Source organism: Ancylobacter sp. FA202, from assembly GCF_000380205.1.
GTDB lineage: Bacteria > Pseudomonadota > Alphaproteobacteria > Rhizobiales > Xanthobacteraceae > Ancylobacter.
The window spans coordinates 4,877,155-4,898,622 of sequence record NZ_KB904818.1; the positions used below are offsets into that span (position 1 = coordinate 4,877,155).

24 protein-coding genes and 1 pseudogene are annotated in these 21,468 nt (G+C 67.5%); 8 read left to right on the plus strand and 17 right to left on the minus strand.

The window, feature by feature from the left end:
* Window positions 1–97: 97 nt before the first annotated feature.
* From A3M1_RS0122690 to A3M1_RS0122700, 3 genes are all read left to right on the plus strand, one after another.
* On the plus strand, window positions 98–1,804 hold the full coding sequence (locus tag A3M1_RS0122690; protein WP_018391282.1) for a uracil-xanthine permease family protein: 1,707 nt from the start codon (window positions 98–100) through the stop codon (window positions 1,802–1,804).
* Window positions 1,805–1,999: 195 nt separating this feature from the next.
* Window positions 2,000–2,332, plus strand: a complete 333-nt coding sequence (locus A3M1_RS0122695) for an STAS domain-containing protein (RefSeq protein WP_018391283.1) — start codon at window positions 2,000–2,002, stop codon at window positions 2,330–2,332.
* Between the two features lie 29 nt (window positions 2,333–2,361).
* The gene (locus tag A3M1_RS0122700; RefSeq protein ID WP_018391284.1) at window positions 2,362–2,784 is read left to right on the plus strand and encodes an ATP-binding protein; all 423 of its coding nucleotides are present in this window, start codon (window positions 2,362–2,364) and stop codon (window positions 2,782–2,784) included.
* Window positions 2,785–2,803: 19 nt separating this feature from the next.
* On the opposite strand, the gene A3M1_RS0122705 is transcribed toward A3M1_RS0122700, so the two are convergent.
* From A3M1_RS0122705 to A3M1_RS0122720, 4 genes are all read right to left on the minus strand, one after another.
* Window positions 2,804–4,399 (minus strand): hypothetical protein, encoded by a 1,596-nt coding sequence (locus A3M1_RS0122705; RefSeq protein ID WP_018391285.1) that lies wholly within the window; start codon window positions 4,397–4,399, stop codon window positions 2,804–2,806.
* A gap of 137 nt (window positions 4,400–4,536) precedes the next feature.
* Window positions 4,537–4,908: a response regulator gene (locus A3M1_RS0122710; RefSeq protein WP_018391286.1), complete on the minus strand. Its 372-nt coding sequence runs from the start codon at window positions 4,906–4,908 to the stop codon at window positions 4,537–4,539.
* Window positions 4,909–4,917: 9 nt separating this feature from the next.
* Window positions 4,918–7,209: a response regulator gene (locus A3M1_RS0122715; protein ID WP_018391287.1), complete on the minus strand. Its 2,292-nt coding sequence runs from the start codon at window positions 7,207–7,209 to the stop codon at window positions 4,918–4,920.
* A gap of 19 nt (window positions 7,210–7,228) precedes the next feature.
* Entirely contained in the window at window positions 7,229–8,407 is a 1,179-nt protein-coding gene (locus A3M1_RS0122720) for a PP2C family protein-serine/threonine phosphatase (RefSeq protein ID WP_018391288.1), read from the minus strand.
* A 337-nt stretch (window positions 8,408–8,744) separates the two neighbouring features.
* On the opposite strand from A3M1_RS0122720, the gene A3M1_RS0122725 reads away from it, so the two are divergent.
* Window positions 8,745–8,939 (plus strand): hypothetical protein, encoded by a 195-nt coding sequence (locus A3M1_RS0122725; RefSeq protein ID WP_245261825.1) that lies wholly within the window; start codon window positions 8,745–8,747, stop codon window positions 8,937–8,939.
* A gap of 305 nt (window positions 8,940–9,244) precedes the next feature.
* On the opposite strand, the gene thrS is transcribed toward A3M1_RS0122725, so the two are convergent.
* Window positions 9,245–11,206, minus strand: coding sequence for a threonine--tRNA ligase (gene thrS, locus A3M1_RS0122730; protein WP_018391290.1), 1,962 nt, complete (start codon window positions 11,204–11,206; stop codon window positions 9,245–9,247).
* A 52-nt stretch (window positions 11,207–11,258) separates the two neighbouring features.
* Window positions 11,259–11,600 carry a membrane protein insertion efficiency factor YidD gene (yidD, locus tag A3M1_RS0122735; protein ID WP_081620320.1) on the minus strand — a complete coding sequence of 114 codons (342 nt, stop codon included), beginning with the start codon at window positions 11,598–11,600 and terminating at the stop codon, window positions 11,259–11,261.
* 89 nt (window positions 11,601–11,689) lie between these two features.
* Between yidD and A3M1_RS0122740 the strand changes: the two genes are divergently transcribed.
* Entirely contained in the window at window positions 11,690–12,160 is a 471-nt protein-coding gene (locus A3M1_RS0122740) for a hypothetical protein (protein ID WP_018391292.1), read from the plus strand.
* A 4-nt stretch (window positions 12,161–12,164) separates the two neighbouring features.
* Here the strand turns inward: A3M1_RS0122740 and A3M1_RS0122745 are convergent, their stop codons facing one another.
* The gene (locus A3M1_RS0122745) at window positions 12,165–12,617 is read right to left on the minus strand and encodes an iron-sulfur cluster assembly scaffold protein (RefSeq protein ID WP_018391293.1); all 453 of its coding nucleotides are present in this window, start codon (window positions 12,615–12,617) and stop codon (window positions 12,165–12,167) included.
* A gap of 255 nt (window positions 12,618–12,872) precedes the next feature.
* On the opposite strand from A3M1_RS0122745, the gene folE reads away from it, so the two are divergent.
* Complete coding sequence (gene folE, locus A3M1_RS0122750; protein WP_018391294.1) at window positions 12,873–13,511, plus strand: GTP cyclohydrolase I FolE; 639 nt, start codon at window positions 12,873–12,875, stop codon at window positions 13,509–13,511.
* Between the two features lie 22 nt (window positions 13,512–13,533).
* A complete protein-coding gene (gene hisI / locus A3M1_RS0122755) occupies window positions 13,534–14,034 on the plus strand; it encodes a phosphoribosyl-AMP cyclohydrolase (RefSeq protein WP_018391295.1) in 501 nt (166 codons plus the stop codon).
* Between the two features lie 172 nt (window positions 14,035–14,206).
* On the opposite strand, the gene A3M1_RS0122760 is transcribed toward hisI, so the two are convergent.
* Window positions 14,207–14,638 (minus strand): CBS domain-containing protein, encoded by a 432-nt coding sequence (locus tag A3M1_RS0122760; RefSeq protein WP_018391296.1) that lies wholly within the window; start codon window positions 14,636–14,638, stop codon window positions 14,207–14,209.
* Between the two features lie 157 nt (window positions 14,639–14,795).
* Window positions 14,796–15,569, minus strand: coding sequence for a rhomboid family intramembrane serine protease (locus A3M1_RS0122765; protein WP_245261826.1), 774 nt, complete (start codon window positions 15,567–15,569; stop codon window positions 14,796–14,798).
* A 252-nt stretch (window positions 15,570–15,821) separates the two neighbouring features.
* Between A3M1_RS0122765 and A3M1_RS0122770 the strand changes: the two genes are divergently transcribed.
* The gene (locus A3M1_RS0122770) at window positions 15,822–16,478 is read left to right on the plus strand and encodes a transglutaminase-like cysteine peptidase (RefSeq protein WP_018391298.1); all 657 of its coding nucleotides are present in this window, start codon (window positions 15,822–15,824) and stop codon (window positions 16,476–16,478) included.
* On the opposite strand, the pseudogene A3M1_RS26565 reads toward A3M1_RS0122770, so the two are convergent.
* The 8 genes and pseudogenes from A3M1_RS26565 to A3M1_RS0122810 all read right to left on the minus strand — a co-directional run.
* Window positions 16,475–16,759, minus strand: a pseudogene (locus A3M1_RS26565) (GNAT family N-acetyltransferase); the annotation flags it as partial. The gene A3M1_RS0122770 and the pseudogene A3M1_RS26565 sit on opposite strands and share 4 nt — an antisense overlap.
* Window positions 16,760–16,780: 21 nt before the next feature.
* Window positions 16,781–17,041 (minus strand): GNAT family N-acetyltransferase, encoded by a 261-nt coding sequence (locus A3M1_RS26570; RefSeq protein WP_018391300.1) that lies wholly within the window; start codon window positions 17,039–17,041, stop codon window positions 16,781–16,783.
* A gap of 86 nt (window positions 17,042–17,127) precedes the next feature.
* Window positions 17,128–17,658, minus strand: a complete 531-nt coding sequence (locus A3M1_RS0122785; RefSeq protein ID WP_018391301.1) for a gamma carbonic anhydrase family protein — start codon at window positions 17,656–17,658, stop codon at window positions 17,128–17,130.
* Window positions 17,659–17,663: 5 nt separating this feature from the next.
* Window positions 17,664–17,876, minus strand: coding sequence for a DUF3126 family protein (locus A3M1_RS0122790; RefSeq protein ID WP_018391302.1), 213 nt, complete (start codon window positions 17,874–17,876; stop codon window positions 17,664–17,666).
* Between the two features lie 99 nt (window positions 17,877–17,975).
* A complete protein-coding gene (gene cysE, locus A3M1_RS0122795) occupies window positions 17,976–18,836 on the minus strand; it encodes a serine O-acetyltransferase (protein ID WP_018391303.1) in 861 nt (286 codons plus the stop codon).
* A 279-nt stretch (window positions 18,837–19,115) separates the two neighbouring features.
* Window positions 19,116–19,868, minus strand: a complete 753-nt coding sequence (locus A3M1_RS0122800; protein WP_018391304.1) for an alpha/beta fold hydrolase — start codon at window positions 19,866–19,868, stop codon at window positions 19,116–19,118.
* Window positions 19,869–19,937: 69 nt separating this feature from the next.
* On the minus strand, window positions 19,938–20,309 hold the full coding sequence (locus A3M1_RS0122805) for a DUF4087 domain-containing protein (RefSeq protein ID WP_018391305.1): 372 nt from the start codon (window positions 20,307–20,309) through the stop codon (window positions 19,938–19,940).
* Between the two features lie 16 nt (window positions 20,310–20,325).
* Entirely contained in the window at window positions 20,326–21,315 is a 990-nt protein-coding gene (locus tag A3M1_RS0122810; RefSeq protein WP_018391306.1) for a hypothetical protein, read from the minus strand.
* Between the last annotated feature and the right edge of the window lie 153 nt (window positions 21,316–21,468).

The following is a 21,468-nucleotide window of genomic DNA, read 5'->3' on the forward strand; positions in this document are numbered from 1 at the left end:
GATTCTCCGCCCATCGCCACTAGGGCGGGAAGTCTCGTTCCAGTTCCGGACGGGCGCAGCGACGCCGGCTTCCGTCATCTCCCTCAAGGGCCCGCCCATGCCGCGCAAGCCGACGAACATTCTCTATTCGGCCGACGAGAAGCCGCCGCTCAGCACCCTGCTCATTCTCGGCGTGCAGCATGCGACGCTCGCGCTGCTGTTCATCGTCTATCCGCTGGTGGCGGCGGTGGAGGCCGGACTTTCCTTTGACGACACGCAGGTGTTCATCACCAGCTGCATCATCTTCATGGGGATCGCCACCCTGCTGGAATGCCTGCCCAAGCGCGGGGCGGGCATGCTGCTGGTGCAGATTCCCAACATGGCGCACATGCCGCTGGCGGTGCAGTCGCTCGCGGCGGGCGGGCCCGCGCTCTATGCCGGCATGAGCCTCATTGCGGCGGTGTCGCAACTGACGCTGTCACGCTTCATGGGCGCGCTGCGGTCCGTGTTCCCGCCGGAGGTCTGCGGCGTCGCCGTCACCATGCTGGGCGTGGCGCTGGCCGACCCGGCGCTGCGGCGGGCCTTCGGCATTTCGGGGGCGATCACGCCCGACCTCGACATGCGCTACGCCCTTGTCAGCACGGTCACGCTCGTCATCATCATCGCGCTGGCGATCTTCTCGCGCGGCATGCTGCGCCTGTTCGCAGTGGCGATCGGCGCCGCCGTCGGCTGGGTTCTCGCGGCCTATGTCGGCGTTGCGCCGGAGCCGAGCCCGAGCTTCGCCACCCTGCCCTATGTCGACCTGCCGCGCCTCGGCTGGCCCGGCATCAGCTTCTTCTCCTGGGCGCTCATCCCGGCTGCCATCATCACCGGCGTGCTCTCCGCCGTCGACATGGTGGGAACCGTGGTGTCGATGCAGCGCATGGACGACGCCGACTGGCGCCGCGCCGATCTCGACCAGGCGGGACGGGCGATCCAGGCCAACACGCTGGCCGACATGGGCACCGCCGTGACAGGCGGCTTCGCCAGCGCCTCGTCCTCGGCGGCGGTCGGAGTCGCCTTCGCCACCGGCACCACGGCGTGGCGAGTGGGCGCCGTCTCCGGCATCCTGATCATACTGGCCGCCTTCTCGCCGCGCCTCATCGGCGTGCTAACCATCATCCCCGCTCCCGTTATCGGCGCGATCCTGATCTATGCCGCCGCCTTCCTCACCGTCGCGGGCATGGAGCTGATCCTGTCCCGCCGGCTCAGCGACCGGCGCATCTTCACCGTCGGCCTCGCCATCCTCACCGGCATCGCCGTGGCGATCCTGCCGGACCTCGTCCGCCTTACCCCGGACTGGGCGCAGCCGATCCTCGAATCGCCGCTCTCCATCGCCACCGCCGTGGCCATCGTGCTCAACCTGATCTTCCGAATTGGCATTCGCCAGGAGGCCTCGCGCGCCGTCACGGCGGAGGAAAACCCGTTCACCGTCGTCACTGAGTTCCTCGAACATCAGGGCGACCTCTGGGGCGCGCGCCGCGACGTGATCGCGGCCGCTATCCCCGTGGTGGCGGAGGGCGTGGAGATGCTGCTGGACACCGGCGTCGCGCCCGGCACGCTGGAGATGCGGGCGCATTTCGACGAGGAGAACTTCGACGTCGCCCTGATCTATGACGGCGAGGCGATCGCCATCCCGACCCATCGACCCTCGCCAGAGGACCTTCTGGGCGATGCACAGGCGGTGGCGCGTTTCGTCGGCTACATGCTGAGCAAGCGCGCCGACAAGCTGAATGTGGGCATGGACGGCACCCACCAGAAGCTGACCCTGCGCTTCGAGCACTGACCCCGCCGGGGAGCGCTTCAGCCGGGCGGCGGCGCCCGCCGGGCCCTGTGCTTGCGCGGCTTTGGCTTTGCCGATAATCCTTGCTCGTCCTCGCGCGGATGGGCTGGCGTGCGCTCGGCGCGGCGATCACGACGCCCCGCCACAGAATTCCTCCGCCACGATTTCCGCCGCAAAGCCGAGTTCGGGAGCCAGGCCTTGATACATATCGACCGCATCGTCGCGGGCACCATCGTCGTCACCGCCGTCAAGGGACGGCTCGACAGCTCCTCCTCGCCGAAGCTGGAGGAATTCCTCGCCGGTGCCCCCAGCGAGGGCACCATCCTGCTGGATTTCGCCGAACTCACCTATATCAGCTCGGCCGGCCTGCGCGTCGTGCTGAAGGCGACCAAGCTGGTCCGCAGTGCCGGCGGCACGCTGGCGGTGTGCGGCCTCATCCCGCAGGTGCACGAGGTGTTCGACGTCAGCGGCTTCTCCTCGCTGATCCCCATCCATCCCAGTCGCGAGGCTGCCCTCGCCACCATGACCTGACAGTCCCGGCAAACCCGGCGGAGCGGGCGATGACCGACACCGAGCTCGATCTGCGCCTGCCCAATGATCTGGCCGAGCTCGACGCGCTTAGTTCGCGCATCGAGGCCTTCATGGAGGCCGCCGGCATCCCCCCCACCCCGGCCTACCGGCTGCAGCTGGCGGTGGATGAGTTCTTCAACAATGCCGTCGATTACGGCTACCCCGACGGTCGAGCCGGCGAGATCGCCATCGAGGTGCGGCGGGTGGGCGACCAGCTGCACCTCGTCTTCAGCGACGATGGCGACCCGTTCGACCCCTTTGCCGCTCCCGCGCCCGATCTCGATGGCGCGCTTGATGAACGCCGCGTCGGCGGGCTCGGCGTGCATCTCGTCCGCACCTTGTGCGACAGCTTCGCCTATGCCCGCGAGAAGGATCGCAACGTGAAGCGCCTCACCTTCGCGCTGGCCGGCTGAGCGTTCCGGCCGGGCTTCTTCAGGCGGCGTGCTGGGCGCGCTGCACTTGCGTCAGGCCATTCACCAGCCGCCGCGCCAGCCAGACGATGCGCTCGAACAGCACTGTGAGCCGGAAAAGCGCGTTCTGCTCCTCGGCGGTCAGGTCGCTCTGCGCCGAGAGGCGCTGGCGCAGATCCTCCATCAGCCGGTCGCGATGACCGAGCAGGGCCAGCACCAGTTCCGGCTCCTCTGCCCCCAGGCTGTCGGCATGATCGGCCACCGCGCTCAGCAGCAGGTGCAGCGCCTCGTTCAGACGTTGCGCCGTCGGCACGGCGCGCACATGGGCGGCCTCCTGGGCATAGTCGGCAAGCGCCTCGTGCAGCGCGCCGGCATTGTTGGCCGCGTCGTCGAGCAGCAGTGCCACCGCCACCTGGTCACGGGCCAGCGGCGCGTCGAGCAGCGACGCGAGATAGGCGCGTGTGGTTTCGGTCAAGGTCGCCCCGGCGGCGCGCAGCACGGCGGCCGAGGGCGTGGCGGGATCGCCCTCCTCGCGCACATGCTCGATCATCTGCGGCAGCCGGCCACTCAGGCGCGCCACCTCGCGCATGGACAGGTCGAGCGCCGCCTCGGTGTCGCCCAGCGCCTCGCGCAGCAGGAAGGCGGGCTGGGACAGCGTCTCCACCGCGTTCATCGGCAACAGCCGGGCCACGATGCGGCGGGTCGGTCCCTCCAGCAGGGCAGACATCAGCGCGCCGCCGATCTGCGCCGCCAGGAAGATAAGCGCCAGCGCCGCACCGACATCGCCCTGCCCCGGGTCGACCAGCGCGTTGACCAGATCGGGGCGCCAAGCGAGGACGAGGGCGAGCGCCACCAGCAGCAGCGAGCCGGCGCCCTTCTGCACCACCTGCAGCGCGAACACGACCCGGCCCGGCCGGGTCTCGCCGGGTATCAGCACGGCATTGTTGATCATCCCGGCCGCATTGGCCCCGGCGATCAGCGGCAGCGCCGTGCCGAAATCCAGCAGGCCGCCCCCCACCGCCGCCACCGCCAGCGCCGCAGCCACCGAGGAGGATTGCGCCGCCACCGAGAAGCCGGCGCCGATCAGCGCCAGCAGCCAGGGATTCTCCACCGCCTGCTCCCACCAGGGATGGCCCAGCAACGCCTCGCGCATCGGGCCGACAGCGACGGAGACCAGATGCATGCCGAACAGAAGAAGCCCGGCGCCGAGCGCCGCTTCCAGCACGTTGCGCATGCGGTCGCCGCGCGCCAGGCGGAAATAGGTCATGAAGCCGACGACGCCGATGACGAGGCCGGCAGCGGTCGAGGTATCGACGGCGACGATCAGCGGCAGCAGCGAGGTGCCGACATTGGCCCAGCTTGGCGCCAGCAGCGCCGGCCCATCGGTCAGCACACCGCCGCGCACGAAGGAGACAACGATCCACGACACGGCGGTGGAGCTCTGGGTGATCATCCCCGCCAGCGTGCCGCTGAGCGCGGCGCTGACATTGCCACGCAGCGCACGCGCGAAAGCGGCGCGGGCCCGTCGCCCGACAAGCGGCACGAGATTGGCGGAGAGGCCGCGTACCCCGATGAAGAACAAGCCCAGCCCACTGAACATGAGCGCGATTGTCGCCATGGCCTACCTTGTCGTCCGATTGACTGTCGAATGCGCGCGACGATCGGTTCCCGCGACGCCTTGATGCGGAACGGGTGCAAGGCGCGGGCCGTTATGAAAGCGTCGCATGACGGAATGGCGACGGTGCGGGATCCACCTCATCCCGGCAAACCGAGCCGCGTCTTGATCTTCTCCAGCAGGCGCGGCAGCTCCACCGGCTTGGTATCGAAATCATCGCATCCCGCCGCCATCGCCTGCTCACGGTCGGAGGCCATGGCATGGGCGGTGAGTGCGATAACTGGAATCGCCGCCGTTTCCGGGTTGGCCTTCACCTGCCGCGTCGCCTCCCAGCCATCCAGCACCGGCAGGCTCATATCCATCAGGATCAGGGCGGGCTTTTCGGAAAGGGCAAGGTCCACCCCCTCCTGGCCGTTGACCGCGATAATCACCTCGAAGCCATTGCGGGCGAGGCGCCGCGAGAGCATGTCGCGGTTCATCTCATTGTCCTCGACGAGGAGAATCTTCGTCATCTCGCCCTCTCAATGGCCGTGGCTGGCGATCGTGCCGAGCGCCGCGCCGAGCGAGCCGATCGGCTGCGCGCCCTTGTTCAGGATCAGCAGCGTGTTGCAGGCGAGAAACTCGCGCTCGTCTTCGGTCAGTTCCTTCGCGGTGAGCACGACGATGGGCAGCTCGGCATAGGCTGGCTCGGCCCGCACGCGGGTGAGGAAGGCGAAGCCGTCCATAACAGGCATCATCAGGTCGAGCAGGACGAGGGCGGGCAGCGGATGGGCGCCGAGCCATGCCAGGGCCTCCTCCCCGTTCGCCACCTCGGCCACGGGAAGCCCGACGCCCTCGATGGTCGAGCGCATAATGGCGCGCACCTGCTCGTTATCGTCGACGACAAGCACCACGCCATCCTCATTGCCCGGGGCGAATTTGTGGATTAGCGCGATCAGCCGCTGCCGGTCGATCGGCTTGGTCATGTATTCCGAGGCGCCGAGCGAATAGCCGAGATTGCGGTCATCGACGATGGTGAGCATGATCACCGGGATATGCGCCAGCGCCGGCTCGGATTTCATGATGCCGAGCACCGACCAGCCGTCGATCTTCGGCATCATCACGTCCAGCGTGACAATATCAGGCGGTTCCTTGCGCATGATGTTCAGCGCCTCGACGCCGTCGCGGGCATGGCGCAGCACATAGCCCTCCTTGCCGAGCGTGGCGGTGAGCACGTCGTGCACCGCCGGGTCGTCATCCACCACCAGAACGGTGATCGCCCCCGGAGCGGCAGGCGCGCCGGGATCAACGATCTCGTCCTCGTCCATCTGGGCGCCGGCCACCCGCGCCTCCACCGGCAGCTCGATCGTGAAGGTGGAGCCCTTGCCGGGCTCGCTCGCCACGGAAATGGTGCCGCCGAGCATGGCGGCGAAATGCTTGGTGATGGTCAGGCCGAGGCCAGTGCCGCCGAAATTGCGGGTGGTGGAGGAATCCGCCTGGGTGAAGGCCTGGAACAGCCGCCCCATCTGCTCCTCGCTCATGCCAATGCCGCTGTCGCTGACGTCGAAGCGCACCGCGCCCGCTCCGTCGGCCAGCGTCTCGCGGGCGATGCGCAGCGTCACCGTGCCGTCCTTGGTGAATTTGGCGGCATTGCTCAGCAGGTTGATCAGGCTCTGCTTCAGCTTGGTGACGTCGGTGCGCAGCGTGCCGATCTCCACCGGGCAGTCGACGACGAAGCAGTTGCCGTTCTTCTGCATCATCGGCCCGACAATGGTCTTCACCTCCTCGACCATCCGGGTCAGGAACACCTGTTCCAGATAGACATCCATGCGACCCGCCTCGATCTTGGAGAGGTCGAGAATGTCGTTGATCAGCCCCAGAAGATGCTTGCCCGCCGCCTGGATCTTGTCGAGGTCGGCCACCAGCGCGGTGTCGCCGGCATCGGCGGCGTCCTCGGAGAGGATCTCGCTATAGCCGATGATGGCGTTCAGCGGCGTGCGCAGCTCGTGGCTCATATTGGCGAGGAAGGCCGACTTGACCCGGCTGGCCGATTCCGCCGCCTCCTTGGCCTCGCGCAGTTGCTGCTCCATGCGCACCCGGTCGCTGATGTCGACGAAGGTGGCGATGACCGCCGGAGTGCCGCGGAAATCCAGATGCTCGTGCGACACCATGGTGCAGATGGTGGAGCCGTCGGAATGCGGCAGGTTGAATTCCTGCCGTTCGCTCGACGGCGTGGCGAGAATATCCGCCAGTTCCTGCCCGCGCGCGGAATCGGCGAAGAGGTCGCGCAGCGCGCAGCCCACCAGCGTGCCCGCGTCGCGGCCGATCAGCCGGCCGAAGCAGCCATTGGAATGGCGCACAACCTTGTCCGCCACGCCCACGATGACGAGCCCGATGGGCGCAGCGACATCGATGGCGCGCAGCTGCTCCTCGTCCTCGCGCAGCTTCATCTCGGCGAGCTTGCGCTCGGTGATGTCGGTGTAGATGGCGATGAAGCCGCCGCCCGGCACCGGGTCGCGCCGCACTTCGAGGATGGTGCCGTCCGGCCGGGTGCGCTCGAAGCGGTGCGGCTTTTCAAGCTGGGCGAGGCGCTGGGCGAGCGCGGTCTCGATGTCGACCTCGCCGAATTCACCGCGGGCGCCGAGATAGCGGATATAGTCGGAGAAGGTATGCTCGGTGCCGAGAAACTCCTCCGGCATGTCGAGATAGTCGCGGAACAGCTGGTTCCAGGTGACGAGACGGTGCCGGGCGTCGTACATGGCGACGCCCTGCGACATGTTCTCCAGCGTCGCGCGCAGCAGCGTCGCCTCGCTCACCCACTCGTCTTCCGTCATCCCCAACGTCCCCTGATCGTCACGCCACGCCGGGCGGATCCAGCGTCAGCAGCAGCGCGGCCATGTCGTCAAAGGCCGGCAGCCCGGCCTCGAAGGCCCGCACCACGGCCGCGAGCCGCGGCAGCGGCGCCGTCTCCTCGCCGAGCGCGGCCAGAAACTCGCCGACCCGCACCTCGCCATAGAGCGCGCCGGAATGGTCGTGCGCCTCGGTCAGCCCGTCCGTCACCACCAGCAGGCGTTCGCCGGGCGCGAGGGAAACGGACGCGGCGCGGAAGACGAAATCTTCCACTACGCCAAGCGCCGGGCCGCCAGCGGCGGTGAGCCGCGATACCGTGCCATCGACCGCCCGCAGATAAGGCGGCACATGGCCGGCGCGCACATAGGCGAGCGTGCCGGTGGGCAGGTCGAGCACCGCCAGCAGCAGCGTCACGAACATGCAGGAAGCGTTGCCACGCGCCAGCGCGTCGTTCACCAGCCCCGCCGCCCGCGCCGGATCGGCGAACAGTTCGGCCGCGTCCGGGCGGGTGCCGAGCGAGCGGAACATGGAATGGGTGCGCGCCATCATCAGCGCCGCACCCGCCCCTTTGTCGGAGACATCGCCGATCACCGCCACCATCTTGGTGTCGCCGACGGGGAAAAAATCGACGAGATCGCCGCCCACTTCCTTCGCCGGTTCCAGCAGCACGTCGATGGTGAGACCCCGACCGCCAAACGCACCGGCGAAGGGCGGCGGCACCAGCGCCAGCTGCAATGTGCGGGCTTCCGTGAGTTCGGCCTGCTTGCGCTTCAGCTCGTCGCGGGTGCGGTCGCGTAGCCCCTTCTTCTCCAGCGTGGCGAGCACACGGGCGCGCAGAAGTGTCGGGTTGAACGGTTTGAAAATGAAATCGTCCGCACCCAGCTCGATGCAGCGCACGACAGGCTCGATCTCGCTGAGCGCTGAGACGACGATAACAGGCAGATCATTGATCCGGCCGTCGGCGCGCAACTGGTCGAGAACGCCGAAACCGTCCAGCTCCGGCATCATGATGTCGAGCAGCACGAGATCGTAAGGCTTGTGGTCGATAGCGGCGAGCGCCTCGATGCCATTGGCGGCCTGGTCGATATGGCTGAAGCCAAGCCGCTTCAGCCGCCGCATCAACAGGTCCCGGTTCTCCGCGACATCGTCGACCACCAGAATCGACGCATTCTGGTCTGTCATGAGCGCGCTTCCACCGTCTTCTCGAACCTCGCCCGAATGCGAGCAAGGCCGGACTATCCACACAATGCCCGCCCTTAGCAACGCCGCCGGCGGCGCCAAACACCGACAAAATCTGCCTGTTCCGCCGTTCCCGCGCCTCGCCCCTATTCGGGTAGGGCGAGGGTGGCGCGATGAGCCAGACGGGGCATGGCGGATCGCCCCACGCCGCCCTACATAGGGTGAGCAGGAGGCGCGACGATCCACGATGAAGATGTTTCGAGCGGCGCTTCTCGCGGCGGCAGCGGTTGTTTCAGCCGTCCCTGCCCTGGCCCAGGTCACCACAAAGCCGAGCCCCTATATGCCCCAGCGCCCCAATTCGGTTCGACCCAACAGCCAGAATCTGATGCAGGGCCCCTCCTACTGGACGCCCCAGCAGCGCCGGCTCAACGTGCCCGGCGCCACCAGCAATCCCAGCCTGCGGCGCGAGACCGAGCCCTACCCGCCGCCGCCGATCCCGCCCCCGGTGCGCCCGGCAGAAACGCCGGAGAAGTGACGGGACGGCGGGTTATTGTCAGGTCGGATAGGCCCTACCCTATGCCTTCTCCGTCCTGCTGAGACGCCGGCTAGAGGCCGGCCTGAAGCACGCAGGCGGTGTGACGTGGCAATCATCTGCGTCCTTTGAGGCCGGGCTCCGCCGGGCACCTCAGGATGACGGGTCCTGCGCAAGCGAGATCTCACGCCGATGCCCACCAACACGCCGTCATCCCCGGGCTTGACCCGGGGGGGGTCCATGACTTCTCACCACGCAAATGGATGGCCGGGACCAGCCCGGCCATGACAGCTCCCAAAGGAAAGCCCTCAGTCCCGCAGCGTGTCGGGCGGGCTCGCCTCCGCCACCAGGCTCTCCAGCGCCTCATCCAGCGTCATCGCGGTCTGGTTGGGCGAGCCGAGGCGGCGGATCGAGACGGTGCGCTCCGCCGCTTCCTTGCGCCCGACGACGACCAGCGCCGGCACCTTGGCAAGCGAGTGCTCGCGCACCTTGTAGTTGATCTTCTCGTTGCGAACATCGAGTTCGACACGCAGGCCACGCTTCTTCGCCAGCGCAACGATCTCCCGGGCATAGTCGTCGCCCTCGGAGGTGATGGTCGCCACCACCGCCTGCACCGGCGCCAGCCAGAGCGGGAAATGGCCGGCATGGTGTTCGATCAATATGCCGGTGAAGCGCTCCATCGAGCCGCAGATGGCGCGGTGGATCATGACCGGCGTCTTCTTCGAGCCGTCCGCGTCGACATAGAAGGCGCCGAAGCGTTCCGGCAGGTTGAAATCGACCTGCGTGGTGCCGCACTGCCATTCACGGCCGATCGCATCGCGCAGCGTGTACTCGAATTTCGGGCCGTAGAAAGCGCCCTCGCCCGGCAGAATGCCGGTCTTGATCTTGCCGCCCGATTCCGCCTCGATCTGGGTGAGCACGCGGCCCATCACGTCCTCGGCGTGATCCCACACCGCATCAGAACCGACGCGCTTCTCCGGGCGGGTGGAGAGCTTGACCACGATCTCCTCGAAGCCGAAATCGGCATAGGTGGAGAGGATCAGTTCGTTGATTTTCAGGCACTCCGCCGCCATCTGCTCCTCGGTGCAGAAGATGTGGGCGTCGTCCTGGGTGAAGCCGCGCACGCGCATCAGCCCGTGCAGCGCGCCCGATGGCTCATAGCGATGGACCGCGCCGAATTCGGCGAGGCGCATGGGCAGGTCGCGATAGGACTTCAGCCCGTGCTTGAAGATCTGCACATGGCCGGGGCAGTTCATCGGCTTGAGGGCGTAGACGCGGTCATTGTCCTCGGTGTCGCCGGCCGGCTGCACCTTGAACATGTTGTCCTTGTACCAGCCCCAGTGGCCGGAGGTTTCCCACAGCGACTTGTCGAGCACCTGCGGGGCGTTCACTTCCGCATAGTCCGCCGCCAGCCGCCGGCGCATGTAGGAGACGAGGTTCTGGAACAGGTTCCAGCCCTTGGGATGCCAGAACACGACGCCCGGCCCTTCCTCCTGGAAGTGGAACAGGTCCATCTCCCGACCGAGGCGGCGGTGGTCGCGCTTCTCGGCTTCCTCCAGCTGGAGGATATAGGCGTCGAGTTCCTCGCGGGTGCGCCACGCGGTACCGTAGATGCGGGTCAGCATCTGGTTGTTGCTGTCACCGCGCCAATAGGCGCCGGCCACCTTCATCAGCTTGAAGGCGTCGCCCACCTTGCCGACGCTCGGCATATGCGGGCCTCGGCACAGGTCGAACCACTCGCCCTGGCGGTAGATCTTCAGCGCCTGGTCGGCGGGAATGGCGTCCACCAGCTCGACCTTGAACGCCTCGCCCTTCTCCTTGAAGACGCGCTTGGTCTCCTCGCGGTCCCACACCTCCTTGGTGAAGGGCGCGTCGCGGGCGATGATCTCGCGCATCTTCTTCTCGATGGCGGCGAAGTCGTCCGGGGTGAAGGGCTCGTTACGGAAGAAGTCGTAATAGAAGCCGTTCTCGATAACGGGACCGATCGTCACCTGGGTGCCGGGCCACAGCGTCTGCACGGCTTCCGCCAGCACATGGGCGGCGTCGTGGCGGATGAGCTCAAGCGCTTCCGGGCTCTCGCGGGTGACGAGCTCAAACTTCGCGTCTGATGTAATGGGATCGGAAAGGTCGCTCAGCACGCCGTCGAGCTTCATCGCCAGCGACTTCTTGACGAGCGACTTGGCGATGGAGGCGGCGACCGCGGTGCCGGTGGTGCCGGAGGCATAGGCTCGGACGGCGCCATCGGGGAAGGTGAGATTGATGTCGGACATGTCATTTTCTCCTGCCCACTCCTGCGAACCACGCAGGTAGGCTTCACTGTGGTCACGTGTCGCGCGCGCCCTCCGCCTTCGGGGTTCGCGCGTAGCGCCACGGCATATACCACGCGGCTTTTGGCGGCAATTCGGCCGGCACGGGCTCGAAGCCCGACCCGCCCCAAGGATGGCAGCGGCAGATGCGCCCCGCCGCCATCCAGCCGCCCGCCCAGGCGCCGTGCGTTTCGATCGCCTCCTCGGCGAATTCCGAACAAGTCGGGAGATAGCGGCACTGCCGCCCCATGAAGGCGGAGAAGCTGTAGCGGTAGACGAGGATCGGCGCCCGCAGCATCAGCCGAGGTAGTCGGGCCACTAGCGCGGCGGCGCTGATTTCTGGACGCGGGCCGCTCATTCCCCGCCCCTAACCCGGAACCGTCCGGACTCGGCGGCGTTGCCCCTGTGGAGGGCCGGCACGGATGTCGGCCCCCAGGGGAGCGCGCGATGATGGCAATCAGGTTCTGGACGAGGGCGGCGCTGGCCGGCACTCTCTTCGCGGCGAGCCCCGCGCTCGCCCAGCAGCCGCCCGCACAGCCGGCACCCGCGCAGCAGACGCCCGCTCAGGAACCGCCTGCGGCCGGGCATGTCCCCCCCGGCCCGGCCGGCGGCACCCAGCCCGAGCCTTCCGCCGCCACCTCCCCGGAAGTTGACCCCGACATGCAGCGCGTCGCCGCCTGCAAGACCGACGCGCTGACCAAGCTGAAGAAGGCGTCGCCCTCGATCGAGGACATCTATATCGACGTCGACGGCCTCACCATCGCGCAGGCCGAGAGCAAGCTCGGCGATACCGCCGTCAAGGGCATCATCATGGGTGAGGCCTATATTCAACGCGACCGCTCCGACACCGCGAACCGCTTTCTCTGCCTGACCGGCGAGAAGGACGAGGTGCTGTTCACTTTCTTCACCGAACGCTAAGGCGCTACTCCGCCGCTTCGCTGGCGGCGTTCCGCGCCTCGATCTGTCCCAACGCATCCACGACGGCGTCGAAGGTCAGCAGCGTCGAGGCGTGGCGCGCCTTGTAGTCGCGCACCGGCTCCAGCACCGCGAGTTCCGCCCAACGCCCCTGCGGCGGCGGGCCGTTCTCCTTCAGCATCAGGCGCATCGCCTCGCGCACCGCGCGCAATTCCTCGGCGGTCGAGCCGACGACGAGCGCACCCATCACTGAGGATGAGGCCTGACCGAGAGCGCAGGCGCGCACCTCATGGGCGAAATCCGTCACCACGCCGTCGCGCACCGCGAGATCGATGGTGACGGTGGAACCGCAAAGCCGGGAATGCGCCGTTGCCGAGGCGTCGGGCGCGGCCAGACGGCCAAGCCGTGGTATGTCGGCGGCAAGTTCCAATATGCGGCGATTATAGACGTCGTTCAGCATGCTGGTTCGATCCGTCCCAAAGGCGGCGTTGATCCCCGCACGGGCGGCTTCCGCCCGATTGCGGCCTGCCCGCACTGGCTTATATAGGTGTGGTGGCCGCCGGGCGAAAGCAACGCGCGCGATCTGCCTTCCAGCAGGCGCGTCGGGCGGTTATGGTTGGTATGATGCTGATCCGTGGCGGGTATTGGCACGTAGGACGAGATTGACCGGGGACGCATCGGCGCCCGGCAGTGAATGCGTCGAACGGAGTTCGTCATGGATGCCGTGCTTAAATCGCTGATGCGCAGCGCCCAGAGCGAGATGGAGGCGTCTGCCGCGCGCCGTCCGACCCGCGAGGAGGCGGAAGCCGCCGTTCGCACGCTTATCGCCTGGGCCGGCGATGACCCCGAGCGCGAGGGCCTGCTCGACACACCTAAGCGTGTGGTGCGCGCCTATGAGGAGCTCTACAGCGGCTACCGCGCCGCGCCGGAATCGATTCTCGACCGCACCTTCGGCGAGATCGGCAATTTCGACGACATGGTGATGGTCCGCGACATCGAGTTCCATTCCCATTGCGAGCACCACATGGTGCCTTTCGTCGGCAAGGCGCACATCGCCTATTTCCCGGTCGAGCGCGTCGTGGGCCTGTCGAAGATCGCCCGTATCGTCGACATCTTCGCCCGCCGGCTGCAGACGCAGGAACACCTGACCTCGCAGATCATCACCGCGATGGACGAGATCCTGAAGCCGCGCGGCGTCGCCATACTGATCGAGGCCGAGCATATGTGCATGGCCATGCGCGGCGTGCGCAAGCAGGGCGCGTCCACCGTCACCACCCAGTTCACCGGCGTGTTCCGCGACGACCCGCAGGAGCAGGTTCGCTTCATGAGCCTGCTGCGCGGCATGCGTCCGTGAGCGCGCGTCTGCGCAGGCTCCCGTGACCGACATTTCCTTCGCCCCTCGGGGCAGCAAGGCCGAGATCGAGGAGGGCGAGCGCCTCTCCCCGAAATTTGACGCCGATGGCCTCGTCACCGCCGTGACCGTCGACGCGGACGACGGCACCGTGCTCATGGTCGCGCATATGAATGCGCAGGCGCTGGCGCTGACCATCGAGACCGGCATCGCCCATTACTACAGCCGCTCGCGCGGCCGGCTGTGGAAAAAGGGCGAGGAGAGCGGCCACCTGCAGACGCTGGTCGAGCTGAGGGTCGACTGCGACCAGGACGCCGTGGTGCTGCGCGTGCGGATGCCGCCTCTCGGCCCCGATGTGCCGGGCGCGGCCTGCCACACCGGGCACCGCTCCTGCTTCTTCCGCTCGGTGCCTCTGGGCGCTGCCCCGTCGCCGGAGCTGCGGCTCGCCGTCAACGATGCCGGCCGGCTGTTCGACCCCGCCATGGTCTATGGCACACCGAAGAAGACCGACACGCCGCGCTTCTAGCGCCGACACACGCAGGCCGCCCTCCCTCCCGGGCGGATAGCCGGCCGAGATGGCGCTGTCGGCTGTCATCCCGGCCGGAGGCGAAGCCGTGGTGCCGGGATCGTTGGCCATCCTGCCCGCGATCCCGGAGCAGCCTACGGCCGTCCGGGATGACGCCCCGGCACCGCCGCAATCACGCCGAGAGGATGTATTCCCGCATGGCGTGGCTCTCGCGCTCCATTTCGGCGAGACGCTGCTTCACCACGTCGCCAATGGAGATGATGCCGACCAGCTTGCCGCCCTGCACGACAGGCAGATGGCGGAAGCGCCCGGCGGTCATGTGCTCCATGATCTGGTGGACGGTCTCGTTGCCCTCGCAGGTGACGACCCGCGACGTCATCACCGAGGCGACCGTGTCGTCGAGCCGGCCCGGCCCGTCGAGCCCGACCACACGCACCACGTCGCGCTCCGACAGGATGCCGACCACGCGGCGCTCGGGGTCCGTCACCACGATGGCGCCAATACGCTTGGCGGCGAGAAGCTCCGTCGCCTCGCGCAGCGTCGCCTCTGGGGCGATCGTCTGAACGTCGAAGCCCTTTTCTTCAAGAATGGTCCGAACCGTCATGCAAGCCTCCTTCCCGGCTGTCCGGGCGGACGGAACGCGGCGCGGTCCACCACCCGGTCATTCGGCTTCTTCCCGCTTCGCGGGCGAGCCATAATGGGAATGATCCGCTTTAACCCTGCGGCAGGCAAGGGGCGCCGCGCCAATCAGTTCGGGCGCTTCAGTGGCGGGTGGCGCGGGAAAAGCTATCGCCGCCCGGCCGGCGCCGGATCGGGTCGAACAGCGGAAAGGCCAGCAGGCCGGCCAGGAAGCCGCCCATATGCGCCTGCCAGGCGATGCTGCCATCGACGATTCCGGCCGGCTCGCCAAGGCCGAAGGCGAGGTTGATGACGAACCACACCGCGACGAAGCCGATCACCCGCCGGTCGCGCAGCACCTCCATCAGCGGCGGCGCGGGCACGTGCACCGCGCTCTCCATCAGGCCCGGCCGCCAGACGCCCCGGCTTTCCTGCGCGAACATGAAGCGCAGCGCGCCTGCCATACAGCCCGACACCGCGGCCGAGGCGCCGATCATCGGCACCAGTTCGCCCTCATGGGTCACGAGATGCAGCCCCGCCCCCGCCGCCGCCGTGAAAGCGAAGAACAGCAGGAAGCGCAGCACCCCGAAGCGGCGCGCCACCGGCGTGCCGAAGGCGAGCATCCACAACAGGTTCAGGCCGACATGAGCCCAGCCGCCATGCAGGAACGCATAGGTGACGAAGGTCCACACATCCGCCGCCATGCCGCCGGGCAACACGCCCTCGGCCAGCACGGAGGGATCGAAACGCGCGGGAATGAAGGCGAACAGCGCCAAGATCTCGACCCCGGTCTCCAGGTCCACCCAGTCGCGGATGAGCTGGATGAGCAGCATCACCGCCGCCAGCACGGTGATCACCGGCGGCACGTTGAGAATGGGTTCGCGTCTGTGGGCGGCAAGGCGGGGCGGTTCGAGCACGCCGATCACATAGGCCGGCACAGGCCCGGCGGCAAGGCATCTTGCCGTGAGCGCGACACCTCCGCTCGCGACCGAGGCCTTGCTATGGGCTTAAGCGGCGTGATGAACAGTTTGCCTATTGCTGTGGTTAACGCCACTAGAAAACCTATTAATATTCCCTCTCCAGCGTTGTTGCGAATCTCCGGCATCGCTTAGACGGGTATAAAACCCTCTGCGCTAAGCTCTCATCCAGTGACAGGGATGAGGTACGCGATGAAAAAGAGGCTCGAACGGGCCCTTCTCGCGGCGGGTCAGGCGGTTCTTGCGGCAACCGTTGCGGCGGTGCTAACGCACGCCACGCCCGCCGAGGCGGAAAAGACGGTGGCGATGCTCTCCAGCTTCGCCGCCAACATGGCGGCCGGCGCGCAGACTGCCGTGCCGATGGGTTATTTCCAGTTCTGCGCCGAACACTCCGCCGATTGCGGCCCCCGCAAGGGGAGCGGCGGCAAGGTGGTGCTGACCGAGGCCAATTTCGCCCAGCTGCGCGAGATCAATGACGCGATCAACGGGCGCATCCAGCCGATGACCGACCTCGAACATTATGGCGAGATCGAACGCTGGACCTATCCCGACGACGGCTTCGGCGATTGCGAGGATTATGTGCTGCTCAAGCGCCGCACGCTGGTCGGCCTCGGCTGGCCGGGGGACACGCTGCTCGTCACCGTGGTGCGCGACCACAAGGGCGACGGCCACGCCGTGCTTACCGTCGTCACCGACCGGGGCGACCTCGTGCTCGACAACCAGGAAGCCGCCATTCTGCTCTGGCACGAGACCGGCTACCGCTTCGTCAAACGCCAGGCGCAGCACGACACCGACAGCTGGGTTTCGCTCGGCGACGTGCTGGCGCCACTGTCGGTCGGGCGGAACTAGGGTTCGCCTTCGGCCCCGGAACGACGCGGCATCCGCGCCTCCCATTCCTTTCGCAGGAGGGCGTATTGCAGGGTGTTCTCGAAAACCGGCGTGCCCTTGTCATCCTGGCGGAAGGAGATGAACTCCTTGAACAGCCCCTCCGGGCGCATCCCCAGCCTTTCGCACAGGCGCCGCGAGGCGGCGTTGTCTTCCTCGACATAGGCATAGAGGCGACGGGCCTGCTTCACCGTGAACAAATGGTCGAACAGCGCCTGCGCCGCCTCGGTAGCAAAGCCCGCACCGCTGTAATCGCCGTTGAAGTTCTAGCCGACGGAATAGGTGTCGGGAGGCTCCGGCATGGCGAACACATCGCCGATCACCCGGCCGGTCGTGGCGAGGCAGACGGCGATATGCTCGTCGCTGTTCGCGCGCGTCGTCGCCTCGGCCTCCGCCGCCGCGAGATCGTCCAGCCTGAGCGAGAGATAGCAGCTGGCGCCCGGCTCCCGCAGATAGGCCAGCAGGTCGGGCGCATCCTCGGGGCGGGAATTCCGCAGGATCAGCCGCTCTGTCGTGATCGTGTCCATCCGGGTCCCCGCGAATCCAAGTCAGGGACGCCCCCTGCGCGAAGATTGGCCTGAGACTATGGCCGAAGCAGGGGGCGCCCCGCCCCTCAGTCGATCCGGCGCAGCCCCTCGGCGAAGCGCCGCCAGTTGCGCACATAGTGCGCGGCCGTGCCGTGGATGCGCTTTTCCATCGCCTCGTCGAGAGTGCGGATCACCTTGCCCGGCGCGCCGACGATGAGGCAGTTGTCGGGATATTCCTTGCCCTCGGTGATCAGCGCCCCAGCGCCGACCAGGCAGTTGCGGCCGATCTTGGCGCCGTTCAGCAGGGTGGCGCCCATGCCGATCAGGCTGTTGGCGCCGATGGTGCAGCCATGCAGCATCGCCTTGTGGCCAATGGTGCAGTCGTCGCCGATGGTCATGGGGAAGCCGGGATCGGTGTGCAGCACGCACAATTCCTGGATGTTCACCCGGGCACCGAGCGTGATCCGCTCATTGTCGCCGCGGATCACCGAGCCGAACCACACGCTCGCCTCGTCGCCGACCAGCACATTGCCGATCACCTCGGCGGTGGGGGCGATCCAGAATCGGCCGAGCGCCGGCAGGTCCGGCGCCACCCCGTCGAGTGCGTAGACGGGCATCGCCCTCAGTCCTCAAGATCGGTGTCGAGGATGGCCATCTGGAAATTATAGGAAAGCTCGCCGTCTTCCTTGTCCTCGAACAGGACACCGATGAACTCGTCGCCGAGATAGACCTCGGCCGAATCCTTCTTCTTCGGCCGCGCGACGACGCGCAGCTGGGTGTTGGTGAACAGGCGTCGCATATAGGTCTGGACGCGCTCCAGGTCCTTCTTTTCCAAGTCCGTGCTCCCAAGGGGGTTGATCGGGCGGCAGGCTTGCCACGACGCGCCGGCCGGCGCAACCGGCGCCGGCACAATCGGCTGTTCACACAATCGGGCTCAAATCGCCTCGCCGAGGAAGGAGGGCATGTCCGAGAACTGGTCGAACATCTGGTCCATGCTGCGCGAGGGCTCGGCACAGCCGGCCTCGCCCACCACCTTGGCCGGCACCCCGGCCACGGTGGTGCGGGCGGGCACGGGCTTCAGCACCACCGAGCCGGCGGCGACGCGGGCGCAATGGCCGACCTCGATATTGCCGAGCACCTTGGCGCCGGCGCCGAGCAGCACGCCGTGGCGGATCTTCGGGTGGCGGTCGCCATGCTCCTTGCCGGTACCGCCCAGCGTGACGCCCTGCAGCACCGAGACATTGTCCTCGATGACAGCCGTCTCGCCCACGACGATGCCGGTGGCATGGTCGAAGAAGATGCCGCGCCCGAACGGTGCCGCCGGGTTGATGTCGACCTGGTTCACCGCTGAGGAGCGGCTCTGCAAATAGAGCGCGAAATCGGTGCGGCCGTTCTTCCACAGCCAATGCGCCAGACGGTGGGTCTGGATGGCGTGGAAGCCCTTGAAATAGAGCAGCGGCTGGATCGCCCGGTCGGTCGCCGGGTCGCGATCGAGAACCGCGACGATGTCGGCGCGAATGGCGACCCCGAGCCCGGGATCGTCCGCCACCGCCTCCTCGAAGGCCTGGCGGATGATGTCCGCCGGCACATCGCCATGGTCGAGCCTCTGGGCGATGCGGTGCGCTACCGCCCGCTCCAGCGTGGTGTGGTAGAGCACCGTGGAATAAACGAAGCTGGCGAGCGCCGGCTCGCGCTGGGTAATCGTCTCCGCCTCGGCGCGAATGCGCGCCCAGACCGGATCGACCTTGTCGAGCGCGCGCGGCACCTCGGCGCGCTGAAGAGAATTCACAGCCATTTTTCTGCCCTCGCCGTCCGCCCTTGGGCGCCGACCAGATGTCCCGAGTTGGCCCCAGCCTAACACAGGCGCCCACGCCGGCCTACGCCGCCGCCATTGCACGAATGCATGATCGGGCCTCCCCGCCTTCGGGCGATCGCGGGTGAATCGGAACCTGAGCCGACCCCGATTCTCTTTGCCAACAACGCCCGCCAAGCGATTCCGTTGACTCGGCTTTCCGCCCTTCTTGAATCAAAATGGCAAGAAGGGGCGCCGGCATCTCGCAGCCACCCCCTCCCCTCAGCGCGGCTCCGCAAGGAAGGCCAGCACCGCCTCCTTGAACAGTTTGTCGCCTACGGCGCGCATATGGTCGCGGTCGGGAATGTCGATCGCCCGCGCATCCGGGATCAGCGCGGCGAGCGGCCCGGGTGCGCCGGCCACCTCGTCGCGGGTGCCCACCGCGATCAGCGTCGGCACGCTGATCCGCGCCACCTCCTCGCGGCTCAGCGTGCGGCGTGAACCGACGATGCAGGCGGCCAGCGCCTCGCGGTCGCTTTTGGTCTGGTCGGCAAAGGCGCGGAACATCCGCCCCATCGGGTCGGTCACATCATCAAGGCTGGGGGCGCGCAGGGCGTCGGCGATGGTGATCGGCAGGCCGGCGCCGGCGATGAGGTGAATGCCGATGCCGCCCAGCACGAGCGAGCGCACCCGATCCGGCGCGGTGAGCGCCGCACAGGCGCTGATCCGCCCGCCCATCGAATAACCCATGAGATCGACGCGGCTGAGGCCGAGATGGTCGATCAGCCCAATCACGTCGCGGGCCATCAGCCAGGGATCGTAGAGTTCGGGCTGGTAAAGCTTGGCCGAGGCGCCGTGGCCGCGATTGTCGAGCGCGATCACCCGGCGGCCGGCACCGGTCAGCGTCGAGACCCAGCCCGGCCCGACCCAGTTGATCTCCTTGGTCGAGCCAAAGCCGTGCACGAGCACGATCGGCTCCCCGTCCCCCTCGTCGAGATAGGCAAGCTCGATTCCGTCATGGCTGAAGGTGGGCATAAGGCGCTCCGTTGCGGGAAGCGGCACGCTAATCAGGCGAGGCCTCGCTGCCAACCCGCGCCCGGCGGTTCAGCCCGGCTTCTTCAACGTCTTGTCGTTGCGGCAACGCGACAACGGCAGGATGGTGCCGGAATAGATGCGAGTGATGTTCATTTCCGCCTTGTCGGTGTCGACGCTCAGGCAGGCGCAACCATAGCCATAGCCGTTCGGCTGCAGCTTCACATATTGCTTGGCGTCAAAATCGGGGGCGTTGTCGAAGCCCTCGGCCTCCATGCCGCCCTGCGAGCGCATCCACCAGTCGCCGTCGCGGTCGGAGAGATACCAGTTGCCCGGTGTCGGGTTCACATACCAGCCGCAGCGGTTTTCCGCCGCGCCGGCCGGCAGGGAAACGAGCGCCAGCACGGCGAATGAAAACAATGTCAGCAGGGCACGGCGCATCATCGCCTCCTCAAAGGCCTCACGCCGGCAGGAACAGCCGCCGACGGGGCTTTTTCTTTTTCCACATCGGGCGAAGCATCGCCACCATCATGGAATTGAACGAGGCAATCAGCCCGAACAGGTTCAGCACGCCCGCCATGACCCAGAAGGCGAGCTTGGCCAGTGCCTCGGTGAGGAACAGCGCGCCCCGTCCCAGCGTCTTGAAGATCGCCAGCGTCTTGCCGCCCTTGGCCTGCGCCAGCACGCTCAGCCGTGCCGCGCCGGCCGCATCGTCGACATGGCGCAGCCCGGCAAAGGTGGCGCGCGTGCCCGCCTTGGAGCCCGCCGTGCCGAGATCGCCGACCAGCGCGGCGAGCTGCGCCTTTGCGCCGCCGCGCAGCGCCGCCGTGATGTTGCCGGCGAAACGCCCGCCGACCACGCCGGCGCGGCGCGCGCCCTTCAGCACGGAAATGCCGGCCCGGAAGGTCAGAGGCGCGCCGAAAGCCGCATAGGTGGCGCCGGTCGCCACGATGCCGATGCCGGCGAGGTTGACCATGAACTGGTCCACCGGCTCGCCACGCGCCCAGTTAGCCGCCTCGCGGCCGAGGTCGCGCACATCGCCCCACACGGTGAGATCGCCCATCGTGGCCCCGGCTAGGCCAGCGAGGTCTTCGCCCTGCCCGGTCAGGAAACCATGGCCGAAGCTGCCTGCCCCGCGCGCGAGGCTCGCACCGGGCGCATTGGCCAGCGCGACGCGAGCCCGGCGCTCGGCGGTGACAGCGACGCCCCGCGCGTCCGCCAGCTCAATGAAGCTCGCCGCCAGTTCGCCGTCATCTTCCGCCAGCGCGGCGTCGATCTCCACGGCGGTGCGCTCGGGGGTCAGCACCCCGGCGAGCTGGAGCTCGGCCAACCGCGAGGCGTCGTCCTGCGCGCTCACCAGCGCGAAGGCGTGCCGCGACGCCGGCACCACCCAATGGGCGGCACCGGCAAAGGCGAGCAGGAATCCGAAGGCGGCGAAGAAGCGGTACATGGCGTTGATATGGGATCACGCAGCGCGATTGCCGCTTTTTGCCCGTTCATTATGGCGAAGCGATGGGCCACGATGCACAGGCGCGGCATCCGGCCCCGCATTCGGCCCCTTGGACCGCGGCGCGCCAGCGGCTATGGTCGCGCCGATTTCAAC